Raw genomic sequence first — 22882 nt, forward strand, 5'->3', positions numbered from 1 at the left:
CGAAATTCGTTACTCAACTTGTCCGGCGAACAGTGACGTTTGCCGGCAATATTATAAACCCTACAGCCGTTTTTACACGCGGCACATAAAAAGGAGTGTTGCTCATGGCATCACAAGCGCAGCAGGCTATGCTGGATAAAATTAAAGTCCAAAAAGGTTTCATTGCAGCCCTCGATCAAAGCGGAGGCAGTACACCTAAAGCTCTGAAACTTTATGGGATCGATCCGTCTGCTTACAGCACAGACGAAGAAATGTTCGACATGGTACATGCCATGCGAACCCGCATTATTACCAGCGATGTGTTCAGTGGTGAACGCGTTCTGGGTGCCATTCTGTTTGAAAACACCCTCGACAGGGATATCGAAGGCATGCCTTCGGCAAAATTCCTGTGGGAGAAAAAGCGTGTGGTTCCTTTCCTCAAGGTAGACAAGGGACTTGAGGATGAGGCAAACGGTGTTCAACTGATGAAGCCTATTCCTACCCTGGATACCCTGCTTGCTAAAGCCGTGGAGCAGGACGTATTCGGTACCAAGATGCGTTCAGTGGTCAAGCTGGCTAATCATGAAGGTATCAAAGCCATCGTTGAGCAACAGTTTGAAGTGGGTAAGCAGATTCTGGCTGCAGGTCTTGTGCCTATCATCGAACCGGAAGTCGATATCAACAGCCCTGAGAAGGCGGAAGCAGAAGCATTGCTTAAACTGGAAATCATGACGCAGCTGAACCTGTTGAATGGAGGTCAGGAAGTGATGCTGAAACTTACCTTGCCAACTCAGGATAACTTCTACAAGGAACTGGTTGATCATCCTAAAGTGATTAAAGTGGTGGCATTGTCAGGGGGTTATACCCGTGATGAAGCGAATGCAAAATTGGCAGAAAACCCTGGTATCATCGCCTCGTTCTCCCGCGCATTAACCGAGGGTGTAAGCGCTCAGCAGTCGCAGGAAGAGTTCGACAGTACGCTGGATGCTGCCATTGAGTCTATCTATCAGGCGTCAAAATCTTAATTCATATCAACAAACCGGTAAGATCCCGCTTACCGGTTTGCTTTCTTTTTCCTCACACACTTTGCTGTCTTTAAGTTCTGCTTTATACTTTATTAGTAGATTCTAATTTATATTCTGTCCGGGTGCAGTTTATTAAGCATTTCATGCTACGAAATTGACAGATTGAAGCCTGCTGGACTATGGTTTCACATTGGCTAAAACTCCAACAAAGCGGCGCGAAGGCATGCGCCGGAATACTTCGCCAATAATAGGGATCCGTTGTAGTGAGTAATACAGAACACATCTATTTTTTAATTGGCATTCTCAGTTTGCTGGTAACGGTAGGTGTTGTGTTTACTTTTGCCTTGCCTGTGCCTAATCACCGCTATAAAGCGCAATCGCCGGTTTTCGGCCGGCTGTTCCTCATTTCAGTCTGGTTTGCATTTCTGGCTATTTGTCTGGAACCGCTGGGCTATCCTCTGGCCAGCGCGGCCACTCTGAATTTGTGTATTTTACTGGCGATGTATATGTTGCTGATGGTGGTAATGCGGCGCTACGGATTACCTCTCAGGCCACTGGAAGCTGCCGGCATAGTGTGTCACCTGATCTTGTGTGAAGCCGTGTCTTTGTATTTTTATCTGGTCAATGACCAGGTGCTTATCAGGGAACTCATTGTCTCCGCATGTGTGCTGGTACCGCTGGGAATGGCGCTGAAGCTCATTTACCGGCATATTCCGCAAAATAAGGGCGGCGATGAAATGATTTTCGTCGTGGTCGCTATCACTACAGTGGGCGTTGTTTTCGGAGTACCTGTTTACCTCTCCATGCTGGAAGAAGGGGAGTCAGTCAGTACCAATGTGGCGTTTGTCGCTATCTTTTTTCTGACTATTCTGTTCATGCTGGGCTTTCCCACCAGTCTGATGCAATCTTTATTTCAGCGGCTCAGCACCCAGGTGTATATTGATGCTTTAACAGGCACGAAAAACCGCCATTTTCTCTACAAAGAAGCACCGAAAATGCTGTCTCATACACGCCGGCATAACCAGCCCCTGTCCCTTGTGGCCTGCGACATTGATTATTTCAAAGCTGTGAATGACAAGTTCGGTCATCCCATGGGAGATATTGCCCTGAGGCGATTTACTGAAATTGTGGAAACATCTCTGCGGGATGGCGATACCATGATTCGTATGGGGGGCGAAGAGTTTTTGATCCTGCTTCCGAACAGCAAGCTGATGGAGGCCAGTACGCTGGCTGAACGGCTTTGTGAGCAGGTCCGCAGCAGCGAAATACAACTGGAAAAAGCGACGATCACACTCACTGCGTCATTTGGTGTTGCCGGTATCAGCGACGATGAGACTATTTTTGATGGTATCCGCTACGCTGATGAAGCCCTGTACAGAGCCAAGGCATCAGGCCGCGATCAGGTAAAACGGGCACAGAGCTGAATCTGGCTTATAAACAGCTCTGCATTACTCAGTTTTCCTGAATCACTAACTCCAGTTCCAGTGTTTTCCAGTAAAGAATTTCTTGCTGAAGATCGGCAGACATGATGGGTTTGGTTTCCAGCCATCCGGTAGGAAACGTAAGCGTCAGGGCATGTTTGGATGCATTCACTTTCATTTCCGGCAGAAACGCTTCCTGACGTTTGATGTTCAGCAATGCGCCCAGGCGGATAATACAAATGGCCCGTTTCACTGCACTACTGTCAAACAGTTGAAACTCAGGGATCTCAGCCACTTTAATTTTCTTACGGTGAAAACGCACCAGCGTGGCCAGTAAATCCTGTTGCTCCTGGGTGAAACCGGGCATATCCACATTCGCTAAAATGTAAGCCGAGTGCCGCTGAACGCCACGGGAGTTTATTTGTAAACCGACTTCGTGTAACAGGGCTCCCCATCCCAGCATGGCGCGGAAATTTTTGTTTTTGAATTTCCAGTCACCGGACGCCTGGTCGAAAAGACTCAGGGTAGTGGTAAGCACCATGTTTGCCTGGTCGGTATCCACATCGTATCGCGTGGCGAGGCTCTTTGCTGTCCGCTCACGGATATCGGTGTGTTTAAGTTCATCTTCCATCTGATACAACACACCTTCCCGCAGAGCGGCCGGGGAATATTGCAAAGTGTCGATGCCAAGGGATTCAAAAATGCCGATAAGAATGGCCAGGCCGCCGGCTATCACCCCACGCCGGTCATCACTGATTTCCGGCATAGTGAGTTTATCGGTATGGCCGGCCTCGATGAAAGACTTCATCAGATTGCGCAAACTCTTCAGTGTTACCGGCTCATCGTGACCGTTTGATTTGTCGCGCTGGGCAAGGCTGAACAGGGTTTTAATTGTGCCGGACGTACCGATACACTGAGACCAGCCTAACTGCTTGTAGCGGTTCTCAATCATTTCAAGTTCTTGCTTCGCCGCCGTAATGGCGCGGTTGAAGTTTTTGGCTTTTAATTCACCGTCAGCAAAGAAGCGGTTGGTATAACTGACGCATCCCATTTGTAAAGAGCGGCAAATCAGCGGGTCAAAACCTTCGCCAATAACGAATTCTGTGGAGCCGCCGCCAATGTCAGCCACTAAACGGCGGCCGTCGCTGTGATTGGTATGAGCTACGCCCTGATAAATTAAGCGGGCTTCTTCCACACCGGAGATAATTTCGATGGGGTAGGGCAATACTTCACGGGCTGCATTGATAAACGCACGGGCATTGACTGCACGGCGAAGGGTATGGGTGGCAACAATGCGTACCGAATCCGGTTCGAAGCCCCGCAGGCTGTCAGCCACCAGTTGCAGCATTTTAAGACCACGTTCAATCGCTTCATCAGACAATATGTTGTCTTCGCTTAAACCCGCCGCCAGACGGACTTTTTCTTTCAGGCGGTGAAGGATCTGAACGGAGCCCGCATTAATACGGGCAACCACCAGGTGGAAGCTGTTGGACCCAATATCAAGCGCCGCAACCTTAGTGGTGTCACGGCTTTCAACAGCTTCAAATACGGATTCGGATGGACTCAAATGGCGTTACTCATCTTCGAGACGCTTAAGATAGTCATAGATTTCTATCTGTGAGCGTAGTTTTTTACGGTTACCTCTACGAACGTACTTATTCGTCTGTTCCTTGTCAATCACCCGCGCTTTCAACGTGTCTTTAAATTGTAGCTCAAGGACATCGACAATTTGCTGTTGCAGACGTTTATCGTATACCGGGCAACCTACTTCAATCCGGTTGTCCATGTTACGGGTCATCCAGTCCGCTGATGAGATAAATACTTTTCTGTCACCGCCACCCTCAAATACCATCACCCTGGGGTGTTCCAGGAACCGGTCGACGATGCTGATAATAGTGATGTTTTCGCTTATGCCCGGAAGACCCGGGACCAGTGAACACATACCCCGCACAATACCGCGAATCTTCATGCCGGCCTGGCTGGCGCGGTACAGGTCGTCAATCAGCTCTTTGTCTACCAGGTTGTTTATTTTGAAGGTGATCCGGGCGTCATGGCCTTCCTTCAAATACTGAATTTCCTGGCGGATTAGCGACTGAATTTTATTACGGCTGTTCAGCGGCGAAATTTGCAGATGCTGGAACTTATAGCGGCGGTACGGGTACTGGATAAGATCGAATACACTGGCGGCTTCTTCTGCCAGCTCCTGATTGCGGGTAAACAAACTGAAGTCGGTATAAATCTTCGCGGTTTTCTCGTTAAAGTTACCGGTACCGAAGTGCGCGTAATTGACCAGCGATCCCCGTTCCTCACGGGTTACCAGACACAGCTTACTATGAATTTTTAACGTAGGAACGCCTAATACAACGCGGATACCAGCGTTTGTCATCCGGCGGGACCATTCAATGTTGGCTTCTTCATCGAAACGGGCACGAAGCTCTACGACTACGGTTACTTTCTTGCCGTTGTCTACCGCATCAATGAGTGAGTTAATGATCCGCGAGTTGCTTGCTACCCGGTAAATGTTAATACGAATAGACTTTACGCTCGGGTCGAACGCTGCCTGACGTAAAAACTCGGTGAAATGCAGGAAGCGGTGATACGGATAGTACAGCAGAATATCGTGAGCGGTAATGGCATCGAAGACGGTATTGTGAGTTGAGAACATCTTCGTGTCGATTGCCGGCAGTTTAGGATTTTCCAGATACTCACGGCCTACATTCGGAAAGCCGATGAAGTCTTTGAAGTTCCGGTAATGACCTGCAGCATGCATGGTGTCCAGCTTAGTGACTTTCAGGCGCTTACGTAAATCCACTACCATGTCTTCCGGCATGGAGTAGTCGTGGATAACACGCACAGGTTCGGCAATAAGGCGTTGCTTCATACTCTCGGACATCTTGTCCATATAGCTCTCATCAATTTCGTCATTGATGGAGTATTCAGAGTCGCGGGTCATTTTAAAGGAATAAGCTTCAAGAGAATCGTATTTCACGAAGCCACGGAATATTTCTTCAAGACAAAGCTGAATGACGTCATCCAGCAAAATAATGTGCTTTTTCTTACGGCTTTTTTCCGGCGGGATCAGGATGAAACGTGAGGTTTCTGACGTGGGCACCTGAACAACGGCGTATCGGGTATTTTTGCCTGTGCGACGTAATGCCACATACAAGTAAACGGATGTGCCATTAAGGCGGCTCAGCAGATCGGTTTTTTTATCAATCAGGATAGGCGCAATGTGGCGCAGAATTTTATTGACGAAGAGGTTGCGCAACCACACCCGCTGGTAATCGTTCAGTTCATCTTTTCGCAGAATGAAAATGTTGTAACGGGCCAGAGCCTTCAGCACATCTTTGTGAATTTCATCGAACTTGTTGGAAAGGTGTACCACTTTCTTCTGAATTTCCGCCATTAAAGCCATCAGTTTGTTGGCTTCATCATCACTGCCATTGTCTTCTGCAATCGTGATTTGACGTTTTACGTCGGCGGCGCGGACTCGGTAAAATTCGTCCAGGTTGTTCGAATAAATGCCCAAAAAGCGAATGCGCTCTACTGCCGGATTATTTTTGTCGGCAGCTTCCTGCAGCACCCTTTCATTAAAGGCCAGCCAGCTAAGTTCTTTGGGGTAATACAGTTCGTTGTGTTCCATACTTACGGTTTTACAATTCAAAAGTTGCAAAGCCTGCCACTTATCCGTTACAACCGTGTGACAGGCGGGGTTTCCGGCACGGAACCGGAGGTGATTTTCGCAGCGTTATACGCTGGTGTTGATGTCGACAACCAGGTCGTTCGCGATACCTTCCAGCGCTGTCTGCAGTGCACTGTTGTCAAATGACTCCGGCACTGCGATAACCGCTTTAGCTTTAAACATCAGGCTTCCCCAGTTGGGGGCGCTCTCGCAACGGGAATCAAAAGAGACAATATTCAGGTTGAACTGGTTTAGAATATTTGTCAGTTCCTGTACGATGCCGGGCTTATCGTTACCCATGATTTCTACTTTAAGGGGGTCGCTGAAGGTCTGAGAATTCTCAGCAACAGTGACAGACTGCACAGTTAAATCGGGCAGGCTGTCTAAGGCCGATACCAAATCATCGTGATTTTCTTTGGGAACATGTACCTCAACGAAACCGGTAAACAGGCCAGCCATATGAGCAAAGCTGCTGCCCAGCCAGTTGGCATCGTGACGATAAACACACTTGGCAAGGGCATCAACCAGACCGGGTTTGTCCTTGCCCATGATAGTAATGATCAGAGGTTGCATTGGCACTCCTGTTATTTTGAATGGCGGCACCCGGCAACGGTGCTGACGAGTGGGTTGGCGCAGAGAGACTGCGTAACTTTCACTTGATTAGAAGTATTAAAATAACACATCATTGGCAATCAACCCTATCTGATCTTCTGAAAAATCAGGCAAAAGTTGCTTTTACAATAATGAAGTCACCTGCGGACAAACAAATTAAGAAAAGGCAGCGTAAAGACAAGCGCCTGACATTCATCGTGACACTGTTTGGTGGCATGGTGCTGTTCACGTTGGTATTGCTCATTACTCACCTTATTTCACAGGCAATGCCACTGGCTATGCGCCCTGATATGGTTAATGTGACCAGTGCGTCACTCAGCCCGGAACAGATACAGCAGGGACAGGCGGTGCTGGCCAGTGGCGATCTGATGGAAGGTCAGCCATTGATGACGCGGTCAGATGAATGCCGGGTGAAAATGCTGGCGCTGAACGGCAAAAAAACAGGCTTTGAGCCTTTTCATGACTATATTCGTCCCTGCGATCATGAAACCCGCGTGGTAAGTGAAACCGGACAGCATTTCATTGCTGATGTCTCCTCTTCCGGTCAGGTAAGGATTGTTGAAGTACAGTCGCTGGCTCTGAGTACCGCTGAACCACAATTTAATGCCGGCGAGCCGCGAACAATCGGCGCCGGATTAATCAGCTTTGCATTACCGCAGGATATCTGGAATGGGCGCATCCGCTGGCAAATTGAATTAGGGGAGCAGTGGATTGTCGCCGTTGTTCACACGCCGTCTCAAATTTTCGTCCGCTGGGTAAACCGCAGAAACCCGGTGAAAATAACGGATCATCATTATACCTCTGATGCCAGTGTACTGCCTTTGCCCGGCAGTGGTATCACGCTGGTTTATGAGAATGGCGTGCTCGGACAATATCCCCTGAAAGGCGCTCCTGAAGAAAAGCTCACCAGAGAGCCGGTTTCCTGGTGGCACAGCCTGCCAAAAGATCGCACCGTACTGATGGCGTCGCCGGAAGGGAAATTAACCCGCTGGGTGCTGCAGAATACTGACGGTAAGATGCGTTACTACCCTACCTGGACCATCACACTGCCAGAAAAGCAGCTCCCCGCGGATGTGACTGCCCATGCAACCACTAACGGTCTGGCGCTGCTTACAAAGCAACAACAGGTGTTGCTGATGAACAGAGTCACCGGAGAAGTGGTAAGCCATTTCAGGAATGCAACGCCACAAAATCATATCAGCTGGTACGGACAGCGGCTTTATCTGTGGTCAGACACCGGTGTATCCGTGGAAAAAATTAACTGGCTCACCGGTATCACCACGTGGTCCTCGTTATTCAGTCCTCAGCAATATGAAGGATACCAAGAAGACGGAACCATCTGGCAAACCACCAGTGGCTCAGATTATCAGGAAACAAAATATAGCCTGGTGCCACTATTAATCGGCAGTCTGAAAGCTTCAGTGCTGGCTCTTATCATTGCGATACCTGTAGCCGTGGGGGCTGCGGTGTATTCTGCATATTTCTCCAGAGCAGCACTCAGGCACTGGCTGAAGCCGGCTCTGGAATTGCTGGAAGCAGTGCCCTCTGTGCTTATCGGCTTTGTGGCCGCTATCTGGCTGGCTCCTATGGCTGAGCGGGTGCTTTTTTCCTTTGCGTTTTTCCTTGTGGTTGTGCCGCTGATTTTATTTGCAGCGGCTTTTGTACAAAACCGCCTGGCGCGAAAATTACCCCATGTATTGCGTCAGGGCACAGAACTGGTTGTTTTGCCTTTGATGGTATTCTGTTTGGGGTATGTCAGCATGCAATGGGCGCCTGAATGGATATTCAGTCTGGCGGGCGTAGACGGTTTTGAAGCCATGTCGGCATCGTCTGAAACACCGGTTGGAAAAACCACAATCGTGGTTGCGCTGGCCCTCGGCGTGGCTATTTCCCCGACAATTTATTCACTGGCTGAAGATGCAATCAGCGGGGTACCGGATTATCTCAAGCACGCGTCTTTTGCCCTCGGGGCAACACGGTTACAGACATTGCAATACGTGGTGTTGCAAATGGCCATGCCCGGTATTCTGGCAGCGATTATGCTCGGTTTTGGCCGCGCCTTTGGTGAAACCATGATCGTACTGATGGTCACAGGGAATACGCCGGTATCTGACTGGAGTCTGCTGGAGGGACTGCGGGCACTGACCGCGAACCTGGCTATCGAACTGCCGGAAACAGACGTGCAGGGCGCGCACTATCAGATCTTATTTTTAACTGCCTGTATCCTGTTCGGCTTCACTTTCATTGTGAATACGCTGGCTGAACTGTTACGGCAAAAACTTCGGGTCAATGCCCGTCATGATTAAAACCAAAATTGAAGCCATTATGACGCCGGCACAGCGTCAGTCGTTTGTTATCAGCTTCACTGCATTTTTAACCACGCTGTTATTGCTGGCGCTTGTCAGTATTCTTGCCCTGATCATTTACCGGGGTGTCGCTTATTTCTGGCCTGCACCGGTATATTCACTCACGTTTATCGATGAGCAGACGGAAGAGGCCAGATCTGTTTATGCTCAGGTTTTCAGTGAGTACAAAGAAAACAATAACACCGTGCGCTGGGTGGTGTATTCGTCGGAGCAAAATCCCCACGGTACACAGGCGCTTGTAGACGAAGATCGCACGCTTACGCTGGTGGAATCGGTAAACAGTGCTGACATCACCCTCAATGACGGGCTGTCCGTACTGGGTGTGCCGGTACAGATCACTGCCGGCGGGCAGCATGTTTTCGATGAGTCAGCCTACGGCACGGTCACTGAAAAAGTCAGCCGTCTGGAAGACAGTATTGATGATTTACGTACCCGCTGGTTGTCAGGGATCCACCAGAAACTGGCTGAACTGGATGCCCGGGGAGTGGCTGCAGATGCGCCGGCGCGGGAAAAGCTGAATGATGCTTTCCGGCAGTGGCAAAGCAAAATTATTGCACTGGAAACCGAGCGGGACAGTTACACACTGCACATTGCCATGGCTGACGGTTCAGTCATCGCGATTCCGGTAGCGAGCATACAGGAAATGATTTTTCCGGGTCAGCTTGGCATTGCCGGTAAAATCGGGGTTACGCTGAGTCATATCGGACAGTTCCTGATCCAGGCACCCAAGCAGGCCAATACCGCCGGTGGCGTGTTCCCTGCGCTGTTCGGCACAGTGTTGATGGTATTTATCATGACCATCATTGTAACGCCGTTTGGTGTACTGGCCGCGGTGTACCTCAATGAATATGCGCCGGATAATATCCTCACAGCAACCATCCGCATCAGTGTGTCGAACATGGCGGGTGTGCCTTCCATTGTTTATGGCGTATTCGGCCTGGGCTTCTTTGTTTATATTGTGGGCGGTAACATCGATTCGTTGTTCTTTTCAGACACATTACCCTCGCCAACTATGGGTACGCCCGGACTGTTCTGGGCGGCGCTGACCATGGCTATTCTTACTCTCCCTGTGGTAATTGTTGCTACCGAAGAGGGGCTGCGCAGGGTACCGCGGGGATTGCGGGCGGGAAGCTACGCCCTGGGAGCGACGAAGGCGGAAACCATTATGCATACTGTATTGCCCATGGCTTCGCCCGGCATCATGACCGGTGTCATCCTCGCGATTGCACGGGCTGCCGGCGAAGTTGCACCACTGATGCTGGTGGGGGCTGTGAAGTTTGCGCCGAACTTACCTTTTGACGGCGAGTTTCCCTATCTCCATCTGGAACGGCAATTTATGCATCTGGGTGTACTGATATACGACGGTGCTTTCCACAGCCAGACTGACGCAGAAGGGGCTTCCATGATGTTCGCCACCTGTCTGCTGTTATTGCTGGTGGTGCTCATTCTTAATATTCTGGCGGTGTTACTCAGAGCACGGTTAAGAAAACGGTACTTAGCGAGCTGATTATGCTGAAGTTATTTGAACATGAAACGCTGGATGTCCATCACCTGAATGATGACGATACGGCCATTAAGGTGGAGCATCTTAATCTGCGCTTTGGTCAGAAGCATGTGCTGCAGGACATCAGCATGAGCATTCCGAAGAACCGTATAACGGCATTTATCGGGCAAAGCGGTTGCGGTAAATCTACCCTTATCAGCGCTTTCAACCGGATGAACGACCTGGTTGCTGATTGTCGTTACGACGGCAGCATTTACATTGGCGGCCGGGATATTAATGGTCGCAAGGAAAATGTGTCTCAGCTGCGTACTAAAGTCGGCATGGTGTTTCAGCGACCCAATCCGTTCCCTATGAGCATTTATGACAATGTCTGCTATGGTTTGCGTTTGCAGGGAATACGGGTAAGACGTTTTCTTGATGATGCCGTTGAGCAGTCGCTTAAAGAGGCTGCGCTATGGGAAGAAGTTAAAGACCGGCTGTTTGAATCAGCACATATTTTGTCCGGTGGTCAGCAGCAGCGTCTGGTTATCGCCAGGGCGCTGGCGTTGAAGCCGGAGATTTTGCTGCTGGATGAGCCTACATCTGCACTGGATCCGCTGACCACACTGTTTATTGAAGAGCTGATGGCCGGCCTGAAGAAACGATGCACTATCGTGATTGTCACCCATAATATGCAACAGGCTGCGCGGGTGTCTGATTACACGGCATTCCTGCATCAGGGGAAACTGATTGAATATGCTGACAGCGATTCACTCTTTACCATGCCGGAACATAAACAGACAGAAGATTACATTACAGGCCGTTATGGTTAACGGGAGATATACATGCCACGTCAGATTGCGTTAAATACCCATATCTCCGGCAAGTTTAATATTGAGCTGGAGAACCTCAGAAATTCCGTGCTTACCATGGGAGGGGAAGTCGAGCTGCAACTGGTGGATACCCTGCGGGCGATTAAGCAGAATAATGCCGGTCTGGCTGAAAAAGTTATATTAAATGATCTTAAAATCAATGCCATGGAAATGCAGATTGATGAAGAGTGCTTGCGCATCATAGCCAGAAGACATCCCACCGCTTCCGATTTACGGCTGGTGATGATGGTGTCGAAAGCCATTACCGATATTGAGCGCATGGGTGATGAGATAGAACGGATAGCCCGTCTGGTAACGAAAAATAAACTGCCTGCTTCAGAAACGATTAAAAGCAGCATGATTCTGATTGGTGACCGTGTAGTGCAAATGATGCGGGGTACCTTCGATGCTCTGGCGCGGCAAAATGAAAATTCTGCGCTGGAAGTGTATGAGCAGGACAACCGCATTGATGCGGAATATAAGAAGTTGCTGAAATACACCACCGGAGAAATGCAGAAAAGTACCGACGATATGCAGGACTGGTTGGAAGTACTGTGGGCATTACGTTCTCTGGAACGGATTGGTGACCGGTGTAAGAATATTTGTGAGTATGTTGTTTACTTATCGCGGGGAACCGATGTGCGGCATTCGCCATTAGAGAACATGCAACAGAAATTAAAGCACCTGAGTTAGTGGCGATCTGTCACAAAATTGAAATATTTGGTGTATAAATAAGCGGACGCGCGGAGTTTTATTGCGATTTAACTTATTCCGCAAATTTACACTATTGCATTGGATTGAATTTCGTTATCATGCGCCGCAGCCGAATTGGAAACGTTTAAAAAATAATCTATGCCAGATATCACACCGTTAGCGCCGGTTGTCATTTTCGACTGCGAAGATAAAACCTCCTTTACTTTGCGCCAAATGGCGTTTTCTAGCTTAGTCAGCGAATAATCCAGGAGCGAGACCTGTGGAACTTCTGCAAAGTTATGGCATGACGCTTATTATCCTGGCCGCGGTAGTCGGCTTTATAATGGCGTGGGGAATCGGTGCCAATGATGTAGCCAATGCAATGGGTACATCGGTAGGATCTAAAGCCTTAACCATCAAGCAAGCAATTTTCATTGCGATGATTTTCGAATTTGCCGGAGCTTATCTGGCGGGTGGGGAAGTCACCAGCACTATTCGTAAAGGGATCATCGATCCCATGTTCTTCACCGACAGGCCGGATTATCTGGTTCTGGGGATGATTGCCTCGTTATTTGCCGCAGGTATCTGGCTGGGACTGGCGTCCTGGTTAGGTTGGCCTGTATCAACTACGCACTCTATCATTGGTGCCATCATCGGATTCACAGCCACCGGCGTAAGTATGGATGCCGTTGAATGGGGCGAAGTGGGCGGCATTGTTGGTAGCTGGGTGGTGACACCTGCTATTTCCGGCATCATTGCTTATCTTATTTTTATCAGTGCGCATAAACTTATTTTTGATACGGCAACGCCGTTTAAAAATGCCAAACGCTTTGTACCGTTTTACATGGGGCTGGCAGGCTTCGTCATGTCGCTGGTTACCATCAAGAAAGGCCTCAAACATGTTGGTCTGACACTGTCTCCGGAAATGGGATATGTGCTGGCCGTTGTTATTGCCATTATGCTGGCAGGCCTGGGCCGGTATGCGATTTCCCGCATGACATTTTCTGAAAATCAGAGTGCTGATATTCAAAGCGCCAATATCGAAAAGATATTCGCAATGCTGATGGTAGTAACGGCCTGCTGTATGGCTTTCGCTCACGGCTCAAATGACGTAGCAAACGCCATTGGTCCGCTGGCGGCAGTCGTCAGTGTGGTTACCTCTGGCGGTGAAATTAACGCAAACTCGGAACTAGCGCCATGGATCCTGCCTCTGGGCGGTTTGGGTATCGTTGCTGGTCTGGCGTTATTCGGTCATCGTGTTATTAAAACGATCGGTCAGGGGATCACCCATCTGACACCGAGCCGTGGCTTTGCTGCAGAGCTTGCTGCTGCTTGTACGGTTGTTATTGCTTCGGGCACAGGTTTGCCTATCTCCACTACACAAACCCTGGTGGGCGCGGTGTTAGGTGTGGGTATGGCACGGGGTGTTTCAGCGCTTAATCTGGGTATCGTACGCAATATCGTCGTTTCCTGGGTTATTACGCTGCCCGCAGGCGCCATTCTGGCGATTATCTGCTTCTTTGGTCTTAAGGCCTGGTTTGGCGTTGAGTAAGCAGTAAAGCTGATTGCCAGCCCGTTGATACCGGAATAACAAAAAAAGCGAAACAGTCACTATTTCGCTTTTTTCGTTACAGGCCGGCGCTCAAATCCGGCCACAAGTCTTCCGCTTGTTGTGGTTTAGCCGTCTACATCCACCGGTGTTACAAAGCCGTCAGGCTTTAAGCCCACCACCGCGCAATCAATCTGCTCAATGGTTTCTTCTGCGGTACCGCCCATGATATAGCCGGGCACGCCAAGACGGGACAATGTTCCCATTACAATAAGGTCGGCGTTACATGCAATTGCTGTAGCGGCAATGTCACGGCGGGGATAGCCCCGCACAAGGTGAACGGCAGGTTCCGCTATGGTTGGTGCTTTGTCGTTGTGATCCAGGGCTATCAGACCCAGCAACCGGTTGACTTCTTCTTCACGCTCCAGTTTGATTTTGCTTAAATCGTGCTGCACCGCGTCTTCATCAACGCTGATAAAGCCCTGCCGCAGGATATTTTCAGGCACCGCGTCATACACATGCACAACATGCAGTGTGGCATGTTCCGCTTCAGCCACCCGCCAGGCCGTATTGAGGATATCCAGAGCCAGTTGTTTCCGTATAGCCACTTCGTGTTGAGGGTAGTGATAATTTACATCGACGGCTGCCACTACGTTTCGCAGCGATGTGGTGCGTACTTTGTGCATGATCCAGACCGGGCAGGGGCACTTACGCAGCAGGTGCCTGTCGTCACTGCCGGTAATTTTACTGACAACGTCGCTTTCATTCAGCTTAATAACCAGATCATGGCCCGCCGACACGACCTGCCGGATAATATTGATAAACCGGTGACCGGTGCTGACAATCCCTTTGGCCGGGTATTGTTTACTCCACACCGCAATCTGCTCATCCAGCCAGCTTTGTGCAGACTGAGTCAGCGATGAATCTGACTCCAGGTATTCAAAGGACTGCATGATCATACGGGCATTAGGGGGAAGTGCCTCAAGTGCCAGCATGATTGTCAGTGATGCGTTATGCTTACTTGCAATTTGCATCGCCCGTTCTACCAGCACATCCTGGCCGTGTGTGTCGTGCAACACGCACAGTATATTAGTAAATTGCCCTTTCATTTATTTCCCTCCTTTTCCGGCAGAAAATGATGCGTGTTACCGGAAACACAAAACTGCTGTGATTATATTCATACATTGTCTTTTTAATTATAGTTTTTAAATAATTCCGCATCAGCCCCTGTTGATGAATATTTGGTGAAACAACAAAGCAGTAAGCGCAAGCATTGAATAATCCCCGTCAAGAGAGTAGTGTATGAAATTCAATCAGTTTATTAAAAGGGAAGGTTATGAAAAGGATTTTAAGCGTGAGTTTCGTCGTATTCACGGGCTTTTTATGTTTTAAGGCTCAAAGTGCAGTTATTACATCCGGAGTTGGGGCAAATACCACTACAAGGATTTGTCCACTTGCCAATTCTGAACAAGAATGTATTGAACAATCGTTTACGGGGCTCCCAAACCAAATTATTTCAGATGAGCAAGTCATAACGAACGGCTCTATCGCAAAAGTACAAGCATATAACAGCTGGGCAGCTGTCACTCTGGACAAAAATAATTTGTCACTGCCTGAGGTGCACTTTTATGCGCAGTCAAACACTCAGGAAAGAGCAACCGGTAACGTGGCAGCTTATCAACAATACATCTGGAATGGTAACAGCGACGTTTTAACTTTCACTTCTGCCTTTGATTATACGATGTCTGCAGGTGACTGGAATGGCACAACTGACAGCTACTACAGCGCCAGTATTGTACTGTTTTCAACTATGTATGCAGGAGGGTTGTTCCCAAGGTATTGTCCTGATCCAAACGTTACCTGTTCACCATTGGCTATAACCCGGTATTATTCCGGCGACTATAGCATTACCGGAGGGGAGCTGGTGAAGGAAACCATTTCCGTTTCCCTCAATGTCGAAAACGGCGATACGTTTTATCTTATGAGTATTGTTCAGGGGGGAGGAATGAATGGTGGCTGGGTTGATTCTGCAAACACGCTTGTAAACACTGTTACTGCGCAAAACGCATCAGTAACTGCTCTTTATACCAATTTGCGCCCAATGCAAATTGAAGTAGACGCGCCAGCAACGGCTGGACTGTTTTCTGCCGTCTTACTCCTTTTGTTCAGACGAAAGTGCGGATAAATGTTGTAGCACTTCTAATCTTTATGTTAGATTGATTTTTATTTTTTCAATCTAGTTTTTATTATGAAGTGGCCAAATTTAAAACATCTGCATTATCTGGTGACCTTGCATCAGGAACAGCATTTTCACCGTGCTGCCCAGCGATGTAATGTCAGCCAGTCGACACTGAGTACCGCCATCCAGAATCTGGAAGAGCACTTTGGCAGTCAGTTACTGGAACGTGAGCACAAGACCTTTGTCTTTACTTCGCTGGGACTGGAGATTGTTGAGCGCAGTAAAGTATTGCTACAGGAAGCCGGTGAGCTGGTGGAGTTTGCGCAGAATGCCGGTAACTGGGAAAAAGGTAAACTGAAGCTGGGTGTGATCCCCACCATTGCTCCGTTCATGTTTGAAGGCATGATTGGCGCATTCAAAACATTTCTGCCGGACATCAGTCTGGAGCTTCAGGAAGACACAACCCACAACTTGCTTCAGCAACTCACTGATGGCCAGTTGGATCTGCTTATCCTTGCGTTGCCGATGGAAACGCCGGGTTGTAAGCAGATGGTATTGGGTCATGATCCGTTTCATCTGGTGGCTCACGAAAGTCTTGCCAGCACATTGCCGGAACCCTTTGATATCACGACTTTGCCTAACAACAGTATTTTCCTGTTACAACAGGAACACTGTATGACCGGTCATGCCGTAAGCGCCTGTAACCTGCAACATCGTGAGCAGGTAAGCAGTCTGGCTGCCAGCAGTTTATATACACTGGTGCAACTGGCCAACAGTAAACTGGGCTATACCTTCATGCCTGAGCTGGCACTGAATCAGAACATCATTAAAAATACTGAACTGAAAGCACTACCCGCGGAAGACAATGCATACCGGGAAATTGGCCTGGTATGGCGTTCCGGTACCACACGGATGCGTTTGTTCAGAAGAATTGGTGAAGTACTGTCACCTTTATTACCGGTTCCGGTACTAAAATAGTTCTACTTTATGGACGGCCCGCAATCCGCATGATTGCTGGCCGTCAGCTCCTTTCGTAATCCCACTCCCGGATAAGTCAAAAATCGTCTCCACTCCCTTTTTCGAAAAAATTCAAAAACACTTCAAACTATTTCCTGTGTCACTCCGACTTTACTTGTAAGCTTCAGAGAAAAAGCGGCATGGCAGGCATACCCGCCTGCCGGAAAACCAATTAAACAGTAATAAGGAATGCACGTGTTTGAAAAACACGACGACCAGCTTGTGGCCAGCGCGTTGAAAGGGCAGAAGCGGGCGTGGATAACACTGATTAAACGCTATGAAAAAGCTGTGTTCAGTTACGGGGTTCGCATGACAGGCAGCAGAGATGACGCCGCTGATTTGATGCAGGATATTTTTGTGTCCGTATTTAAAAGCCTGGGAAACTACCGCGGGGAGGGCAGTTTCAAAGGCTGGTTATTCAAGGTAGCGCATTACCGGTGTATCGAATTCTATCGCAAAAGAAAGCCTGAGCAGGGGCTGGAGGATATACCGGAACCAGACAGTGGCCAGCCTTGCCCTGAAACCGTCATGCTGGAAACCCTGTCGGGTCAGGCACTGCTAAAAGCAATGCAAACCCTGCCGCTGGCTCAGAAGGCAGTGGTCGAGCTTAAATTTTTCGGGCAATTCACATTTGATGAGATTGCTCAGCAAACAGGTTTATCACCAAATACAGTGAAGTCGCGCTTATACAGTGCGATGACCAGACTGAAAGTGTTGATGGAGGATGAGCATGCAAAAGCATGAACAGGAAAAACTGCTGGCAGGGTGGCTGGAAGGTACGCTCACTAACACTGAGCAGGAACAGTTTGAGGCACTATGCGCGGAAAATATTGATTTTGCAGAACGGGTTGCCGCTGCACGGCATTTAACTGAGCTGGCAACGCTCACCGGCGAAAATATGAATGTACCGGAGTGGAATCGTGACAGTACTTTTACCGCTCCTGAAAAACAGAGGTGGTGGCAATGGCAGGGCTTGCCGGCCACGTCAGTGGCGATGTCATTGGTTGCCCTGGTGATGGTAGTCAGTGGCTTTCAGCTACAGATCTCTGAAGGCGGTGTGACAATAGGGTTCAGTCAGCCGGCTCACAAAGAAAACGAAGTCGCTGCTATCGTCGATGAGAAATTACAAAAATATCAGCAGCTCAATGAGTTGATGTTCAGCAAGTATGCCGATGCCATGGCTACTCAGCAAAGAGAGAATTCAGCGCAACTGACTCAATATTTACTGGCATCCGGCAGACAGGAGCGCCGTGAAGATTTTGCTGAATTCGTAAAGTTTATTAATCAACAGCGGGACGACGACCAACGCTTTATGGCCCGCCAGTTAAATCATCTTAAACAGGAAATCAACGCGATGGAAAATGGCTACAGCGCGGATTTACCGGTAACCGAATAATACGAGGACTTGGGTATGCGTAATCTGAACAAAACGAAACTGGCTAAAATCATTAACCGTACAACACTGGCCGTAATGACAGTGGCGGTATGTCATACGGGAGTTGCTGTCGCTGAGAATTATTCCGGGCTGGCTAAGGAAATTGAAATTGTGAAAGGAATTGTCGATACCTCCCTGAAGCAGCAACAGCGTTCAGAGGGAATACGTTACCGTTCACTGGATGCTATGTATCTGGCAGGACAAGGTGTTGTATTTACGGTTTCCTCAACGGGAAGTGGTAACTGGATGTCGCGTATAACAGATATTGTTGATCGCATTCCTCCCATCCCCCCGGTTCCTGATGTACCGGCGATCGTCAGTAACGGTGAAATTGATATTGAATTAAGCCGTGAGTGGGAAGCCTTTACTGACGAGACTGCCTCCCGGTTTGGTGAAGCCTTCGCTGAATCCACAGAACAGATGTACGACTTACGGAGTGAAGAAAGGGAAATCGCCTGGGAACGCAGAGATATTGAGCGCCGTAAAAGAGATCTTGAATTTGAAGCCGGACAGGCTGATAAGGCGCGGGCAAAAGCTATCAAAGATGAAGTGAAGACCCTTGAAAAAGAACTGGCGGCACTGAGCAGCAAAGAAGGATCTTTGCGTGCCCGCAGAGAAAGTATCGAGCAACAAAGACAGGAAAGTGCAGACGCCCGAAAGCAGGCACAGTTGAAAGCAGCAAAAGCCTTTTTAAGTAATTTTGAAGCAGGGATAGGGGAAGCGCTTTGTCGCTTTGGCGGCGGAATGCGGGCGTTACCCGATGATGAGCATGTGACTTTTGTGCTGAAAGGTTTTGTTCAGGGCGGTCAGTCAGGACAAAATGATAAAGTGTATGTGTTTAAGAAATCAAAAATTGAAGATTGCGTAAAAGAAAAATTGAATACTGACGGGCTGCTAAACAGTGCCAATGTTTACGATTTTTAACTGCAAGACAGTTCTGGCATGAAATAGTTGTTAAAAAAGTGTGTTGAGCACTCGTACATCTGGCAACGCAAAGATTACACACGCCTCAAAAAAAACGCCGCAACTTTCAAGCTGCGGCGTTTTTATTTAGTCAGTCTGTTGCTTACTTACGGGCGTTAATAAGCATTTTTGTCACTAAAGCCCCCGGTGACTGTTTGCAGAATGATTTTCAAGTCAAACGGGATAGACCAGCGGTGCATATAATCCAGATCGTATTCCACACGCTTCGCCATTTTATCCAGTGTATCAGTTTCGCCGCGCAGACCATTGACCTGAGCCCAGCCGGTAATTCCCGGACGCACTTTGTGTCGCAACATATAACCCGTGATCAGTTTACGGTATTCTTCGTTGTGCGCGACCGCATGAGGACGTGGTCCAACGATTGACATCCGTCCTTGCAACACATTGATAAACTGAGGTAATTCATCCAGTGAAGTACGGCGTAAGAAGGCTCCTAATTTAGTAACCCGGGGGTCATCTTTAGTCGCTTGTTTTACCACAGAACCATTATCCTGTGTCGACATGGAGCGGAACTTATACACGGTAATTTCTTTGCCATCGAGGCCGTAACGCTTCTGACGGAATATTGCAGGACCCGGTGAAGACAGCTTCACAGCGGCAGCGATGCACAACATGGGAATTGCCAGTACAGTTAGAATGCCCGTACTCACGACCACATCTTCAATACGTTTAAGAATGTTGTTAGCACCCTGGAAAGGCGTGTCATAAATACTCAGAGCCTGAACATTTCCTACACTCTGCCAGCGAGAATTAAGCAGTGTGTACATAAAGAAGTTGGGGATCAGATACACGTTAGCGGTGGTATCACTGCATTTTTCCAGAATCGCTTTAATGCGGTCTTCCGCAGCCGTAGGCAGAGCAATATAGATATAATCTACCTTGTGGGTCTTCGCCAGCTCAATGGCTTCATCAATGCTGCCTTTGATCTGGTTACGAAATTCACCGGTAACACGGTCGTGAGGACGGTCATCATAAACCCCTTCGAAACGAATACCCAGTTGATCGTTTTCCATCATCTGTACAGCCATATTGTAGCCGGCTTCGGTGGCGCCAATGATGATGGCTGAGCGGCTGTTAAGCCCGCTGCGGCGTACCTTAAACAGGAACTGACGCATCACAAAGCGCCAGCTTGTCAGAGTGATAAGAGAGCCACCAAACCACATTCCGGTTACCGCAACAGTGGTGGACAATGTGTGAGCAAATGCAAACGCGAAAACCAGTGTTGCAACAAAGCTGATAATACCGGCAACGGCTGCCATTTTCATCATTGCGCTGGTATTGCTGGAACGCCATGAGCGGTATAAATCCAGCGCTTCAGCGGATACCTGAAAAGCCACAACATTTATGAATAAAAGGATCAAAGCACCAGTGGACACCGGCACGGCGTAGTAGAACATCGCGACATAGAAACACAATGTGATAGCGGTCAGGTCGACTAACCGGTAAATAGTAGAAAAGCTACTTTGATAAGAGCCTGAAAGACCACTGCGTTCATCGCTCATTCTTGTAACGTTGCTATTCAGCGTCTGGCTCTGCAGCAAATTGAATTTCATTTTTCGTCTCTCCGAGTCGTGACGTTCTTTGATAATCAATGGGTTACAGGATAACTACCGGTATCTCATATCATTTATGTCACAGATAAAACCGTTTCCTGTATGAGTTAATGCAGATCCCGTTCCACTTTTTGAGAATATGATAGTAAATAAAGTAAAAGTACTAATAGACTGATAGCAATGGCACAGTAATCGCATAGTCCCATCCGGACGAACGGGCTCGCCTCCTTGCAAAAGGAAAAAGTAGCTATTCAATTTCAAACTCCGGGAGAAACTATGATTAAACGGACTTCAGGCGCAATTCTTGTCACCTTATTTGCCGGCAATGTTGCCCATGCGCAGGATGAAGGCGCTATTCAGGTGGGGAAGTTCGATATAAAACCCGGCCTGACCACCGATGTTCTTCATATCGATAACGTGGCGTACGCCAGTGAAGAAGCTGATGAAATAGATAGCTGGGTATCAGTCGTTTCACCAAAAATTGATGCTTACACTGAGTTTAACGGACATATCATTGAAATGGGCTACCGCCTTGAGCGCGGGGACTACTATTCTACCGACGCCGACGATTACACCGACCATTTCGCTCACCTTAAGGGCGACTTTGAAATTAATGACAGAAACAGATTCAAGGGCGTTGCAGCCTACGAGGCCGGACACGATGAGCGTGGCCGCAGATATTCGAACGGTTTTGGTAACGAGCTGACCAGTGTGGATACCTACAAAAATTCTGAAGTCGGAGCCATCTATTCCTACGGTGCATTGTCTGCTTTTGGCCGTATTGATCTGTCAGTAGGCTACGAAGACATGGACTATGACGGCGACACAGAACTGTATCTTATTCGCGACAGAAGCACGACAAAATACGGTGCCGAATTTGTTTATCGCATTGTCGACGGCACGAATTTGTTACTGGATGCTGACCGCAACGAAATACGTTATGACTATGATGCAAACCCGGCCAATCCACTGGATAGTATTGAGAATCGTCTGCTGGCAGGCTTCAGCTGGGATGTTAACGTGGTAACGCAAAGCTATGCCAAGGTTGGCTATAAAGAGAAATCCTTTGAGGCCGCAAGCCGTGATGACTTCTCTGGTCTGGCATGGGAAGTTGGAATGAGCTGGCTGCCATACTCCTATTCAGAATTTACCGTCAGTACAAAACAGGACACCCGCGAAACAAACACCACCGGTGCGGACTACATTCGTGGCACAGACTATGCTATCAGCTGGGAACATAGTTGGGTTCAACGCTTTTCGACTACCGCCACCATGGCATTAATGAACGATGATTACGTTGGCGACGTAGAAGACTTACGTGAAGACGATACAAAGAAACTGACATTAGCGGCTGATTACGAGTTTCGTCGCTGGTTGACGTTCGGTCTTTACTACTCAATGAACGATCGTGAAAGTAACCGCAGCGATATTGAGTTCGACAGAAACGTTTACGGTTTAACAGCAAAGGTAACCTTGTAATGATGACAAATGCGAAAAGGATATTTGCCACTTTAATTCTGCTGACCATGGCATGTGTTGCCGGCGCGCAGGAAGGAAATGCAAGTATGAGTTCCTATCGCCTGGGTGTTGGTGACAAAGTGCTGATCAATGTGTTTGGTCAAAGTGATTTGTCGATGGAAACCCGTCTGCCTGACGTAGGTAAGATTAACTATCCGTTTCTGGGTGAGTTAAAGCTTGTCGGGCTGACACTTTCTGAAGTAGAAAAACTGATTTATACCGGTCTGGAGGGGGATTATCTTGTTAATCCTTCCGTGGCCGTGTCTATTGTTGAGTACCGCCCGTTTTTCATTGATGGTGAAGTCAAACATCCCGGCGGTTATCCTTATCAGCCGGGTTTAACTGTGAACAAAGCCGCAGCATTAGCTGGCGGGTATACGGAACGGGCGTCCCGTTCAGACATTCAGATTGTCCGTGAACAGGAAAGTGGTCAGGACACCCTCGAGGTAAACGTAAGTCACATGATTCAACCGGGTGACATCATCACCATTTCGCAACGTTTTTTCTGAGCGTA

Annotated in this window: 19 protein-coding genes; 14 read left to right on the top strand and 5 right to left on the bottom strand. The window is 48.4% G+C overall.

Going from position 1 to position 22882, the window contains the following annotated elements; translation table 11 throughout:
- Window positions 1-104: 104 nt before the first annotated feature.
- Both ACXAG2_RS07200 and ACXAG2_RS07205 read left to right on the top strand, forming a co-directional pair.
- Window positions 105-1004, top strand: a complete 900-nt coding sequence (locus ACXAG2_RS07200; protein WP_474865510.1) for a fructose bisphosphate aldolase — start codon at window positions 105-107, stop codon at window positions 1002-1004.
- Window positions 1005-1267: 263 nt separating this feature from the next.
- Window positions 1268-2428 (top strand): GGDEF domain-containing protein, encoded by a 1161-nt coding sequence (locus tag ACXAG2_RS07205; RefSeq protein ID WP_474865512.1) that lies wholly within the window; start codon window positions 1268-1270, stop codon window positions 2426-2428.
- 28 nt (window positions 2429-2456) lie between these two features.
- On the opposite strand, the gene ppx is transcribed toward ACXAG2_RS07205, so the two are convergent.
- From ppx to ACXAG2_RS07220, 3 genes are all read right to left on the bottom strand, one after another.
- Window positions 2457-3992 carry an exopolyphosphatase gene (gene ppx, locus ACXAG2_RS07210; protein WP_474865515.1) on the bottom strand — a complete coding sequence of 512 codons (1536 nt, stop codon included), beginning with the start codon at window positions 3990-3992 and terminating at the stop codon, window positions 2457-2459.
- Between the two features lie 6 nt (window positions 3993-3998).
- On the bottom strand, window positions 3999-6068 hold the full coding sequence (gene ppk1 / locus ACXAG2_RS07215) for a polyphosphate kinase 1 (RefSeq protein WP_474865517.1): 2070 nt from the start codon (window positions 6066-6068) through the stop codon (window positions 3999-4001).
- A gap of 105 nt (window positions 6069-6173) precedes the next feature.
- Window positions 6174-6680, bottom strand: coding sequence for a glycine cleavage system transcriptional repressor (locus ACXAG2_RS07220; protein WP_474865520.1), 507 nt, complete (start codon window positions 6678-6680; stop codon window positions 6174-6176).
- 170 nt (window positions 6681-6850) lie between these two features.
- Here ACXAG2_RS07220 and ACXAG2_RS07225 point away from each other — a divergent pair, with 170 nt between their 5' ends.
- The 5 genes from ACXAG2_RS07225 to ACXAG2_RS07245 all read left to right on the top strand — a co-directional run bounded on the left by ACXAG2_RS07225 (window position 6851) and on the right by ACXAG2_RS07245 (window position 13685).
- On the top strand, window positions 6851-9025 hold the full coding sequence (locus ACXAG2_RS07225) for an ABC transporter permease subunit (RefSeq protein ID WP_474865523.1): 2175 nt from the start codon (window positions 6851-6853) through the stop codon (window positions 9023-9025).
- Window positions 9018-10592, top strand: coding sequence for a phosphate ABC transporter permease PstA (gene pstA / locus ACXAG2_RS07230; protein ID WP_474865525.1), 1575 nt, complete (start codon window positions 9018-9020; stop codon window positions 10590-10592). The genes ACXAG2_RS07225 and pstA overlap by 8 nt, the downstream gene beginning before the upstream one ends.
- Before the next feature lie 2 nt (window positions 10593-10594).
- Window positions 10595-11401 (top strand): phosphate ABC transporter ATP-binding protein PstB, encoded by an 807-nt coding sequence (gene pstB, locus ACXAG2_RS07235; protein ID WP_119500238.1) that lies wholly within the window; start codon window positions 10595-10597, stop codon window positions 11399-11401.
- A 12-nt stretch (window positions 11402-11413) separates the two neighbouring features.
- Window positions 11414-12133 (top strand): phosphate signaling complex protein PhoU, encoded by a 720-nt coding sequence (phoU, locus tag ACXAG2_RS07240; RefSeq protein WP_474865527.1) that lies wholly within the window; start codon window positions 11414-11416, stop codon window positions 12131-12133.
- A 280-nt stretch (window positions 12134-12413) separates the two neighbouring features.
- Entirely contained in the window at window positions 12414-13685 is a 1272-nt protein-coding gene (locus ACXAG2_RS07245) for an inorganic phosphate transporter (RefSeq protein ID WP_474865530.1), read from the top strand.
- Between the two features lie 125 nt (window positions 13686-13810).
- Here ACXAG2_RS07245 and ACXAG2_RS07250 read toward each other — a convergent pair whose 3' ends face one another.
- Window positions 13811-14791: a universal stress protein gene (locus tag ACXAG2_RS07250; RefSeq protein ID WP_474865532.1), complete on the bottom strand. Its 981-nt coding sequence runs from the start codon at window positions 14789-14791 to the stop codon at window positions 13811-13813.
- Between the two features lie 227 nt (window positions 14792-15018).
- On the opposite strand from ACXAG2_RS07250, the gene ACXAG2_RS07255 reads away from it, so the two are divergent.
- The 5 genes from ACXAG2_RS07255 (at window position 15019) to ACXAG2_RS07275 (ending at window position 19237) form a co-directional block, all read left to right on the top strand.
- Window positions 15019-15867, top strand: a complete 849-nt coding sequence (locus ACXAG2_RS07255; protein WP_474865535.1) for a hypothetical protein — start codon at window positions 15019-15021, stop codon at window positions 15865-15867.
- 63 nt (window positions 15868-15930) lie between these two features.
- On the top strand, window positions 15931-16839 hold the full coding sequence (locus ACXAG2_RS07260) for a hydrogen peroxide-inducible genes activator (RefSeq protein ID WP_119500242.1): 909 nt from the start codon (window positions 15931-15933) through the stop codon (window positions 16837-16839).
- A 234-nt stretch (window positions 16840-17073) separates the two neighbouring features.
- A complete protein-coding gene (locus ACXAG2_RS07265) occupies window positions 17074-17622 on the top strand; it encodes an RNA polymerase sigma factor (protein ID WP_474865538.1) in 549 nt (182 codons plus the stop codon).
- Window positions 17609-18274, top strand: coding sequence for a hypothetical protein (locus ACXAG2_RS07270; protein ID WP_474865541.1), 666 nt, complete (start codon window positions 17609-17611; stop codon window positions 18272-18274). The genes ACXAG2_RS07265 and ACXAG2_RS07270 overlap by 14 nt, the downstream gene beginning before the upstream one ends.
- Window positions 18275-18289: 15 nt before the next feature.
- Window positions 18290-19237, top strand: coding sequence for a hypothetical protein (locus ACXAG2_RS07275; RefSeq protein ID WP_474865544.1), 948 nt, complete (start codon window positions 18290-18292; stop codon window positions 19235-19237).
- 155 nt (window positions 19238-19392) lie between these two features.
- Here ACXAG2_RS07275 and ACXAG2_RS07280 read toward each other — a convergent pair whose 3' ends face one another.
- Window positions 19393-20799 (bottom strand): undecaprenyl-phosphate glucose phosphotransferase, encoded by a 1407-nt coding sequence (locus ACXAG2_RS07280; protein WP_474865627.1) that lies wholly within the window; start codon window positions 20797-20799, stop codon window positions 19393-19395.
- Between the two features lie 327 nt (window positions 20800-21126).
- Here ACXAG2_RS07280 and ACXAG2_RS07285 point away from each other — a divergent pair, with 327 nt between their 5' ends.
- Both ACXAG2_RS07285 and ACXAG2_RS07290 read left to right on the top strand, forming a co-directional pair.
- Entirely contained in the window at window positions 21127-22329 is a 1203-nt protein-coding gene (locus tag ACXAG2_RS07285) for an outer membrane beta-barrel protein (RefSeq protein ID WP_474865546.1), read from the top strand.
- Window positions 22329-22877, top strand: a complete 549-nt coding sequence (locus ACXAG2_RS07290; RefSeq protein WP_474865549.1) for a polysaccharide biosynthesis/export family protein — start codon at window positions 22329-22331, stop codon at window positions 22875-22877. Before ACXAG2_RS07285 ends, ACXAG2_RS07290 begins: the two co-directional genes overlap by 1 nt.
- Window positions 22878-22882 lie beyond the last annotated feature (5 nt).

This window comes from Alteromonas sp. ABH4_456, assembly GCF_056160645.1.

Bases quoted from the DNA above. Each gene is read 5' to 3' on its own strand.
- ACXAG2_RS07200 (WP_474865510.1), top strand. From the start codon at position 105: ATGGCATCACAAGCGCAGCAGGCTATGCTGGATAAAATTAAAGTCCAA.
- ppk1 (WP_474865517.1), bottom strand. From the start codon at position 6,068: ATGGAACACAACGAACTGTATTACCCCAAAGAACTTAGCTGGCTGGCC.
- ACXAG2_RS07220 (WP_474865520.1), bottom strand. From the start codon at position 6,680: ATGCAACCTCTGATCATTACTATCATGGGCAAGGACAAACCCGGTCTG.
- ACXAG2_RS07225 (WP_474865523.1), top strand. From the start codon at position 6,851: ATGAAGTCACCTGCGGACAAACAAATTAAGAAAAGGCAGCGTAAAGAC.
- pstA (WP_474865525.1), top strand. From the start codon at position 9,018: ATGATTAAAACCAAAATTGAAGCCATTATGACGCCGGCACAGCGTCAG.
- pstB (WP_119500238.1), top strand. From the start codon at position 10,595: ATGCTGAAGTTATTTGAACATGAAACGCTGGATGTCCATCACCTGAAT.
- phoU (WP_474865527.1), top strand. From the start codon at position 11,414: ATGCCACGTCAGATTGCGTTAAATACCCATATCTCCGGCAAGTTTAAT.
- ACXAG2_RS07250 (WP_474865532.1), bottom strand. From the start codon at position 14,791: ATGAAAGGGCAATTTACTAATATACTGTGCGTGTTGCACGACACACAC.
- ACXAG2_RS07255 (WP_474865535.1), top strand. From the start codon at position 15,019: ATGAAAAGGATTTTAAGCGTGAGTTTCGTCGTATTCACGGGCTTTTTA.
- ACXAG2_RS07260 (WP_119500242.1), top strand. From the start codon at position 15,931: ATGAAGTGGCCAAATTTAAAACATCTGCATTATCTGGTGACCTTGCAT.
- ACXAG2_RS07270 (WP_474865541.1), top strand. From the start codon at position 17,609: ATGCAAAAGCATGAACAGGAAAAACTGCTGGCAGGGTGGCTGGAAGGT.
- ACXAG2_RS07275 (WP_474865544.1), top strand. From the start codon at position 18,290: ATGCGTAATCTGAACAAAACGAAACTGGCTAAAATCATTAACCGTACA.
- ACXAG2_RS07280 (WP_474865627.1), bottom strand. From the start codon at position 20,799: ATGAGCGATGAACGCAGTGGTCTTTCAGGCTCTTATCAAAGTAGCTTT.
- ACXAG2_RS07285 (WP_474865546.1), top strand. From the start codon at position 21,127: ATGATTAAACGGACTTCAGGCGCAATTCTTGTCACCTTATTTGCCGGC.
- ACXAG2_RS07290 (WP_474865549.1), top strand. From the start codon at position 22,329: ATGATGACAAATGCGAAAAGGATATTTGCCACTTTAATTCTGCTGACC.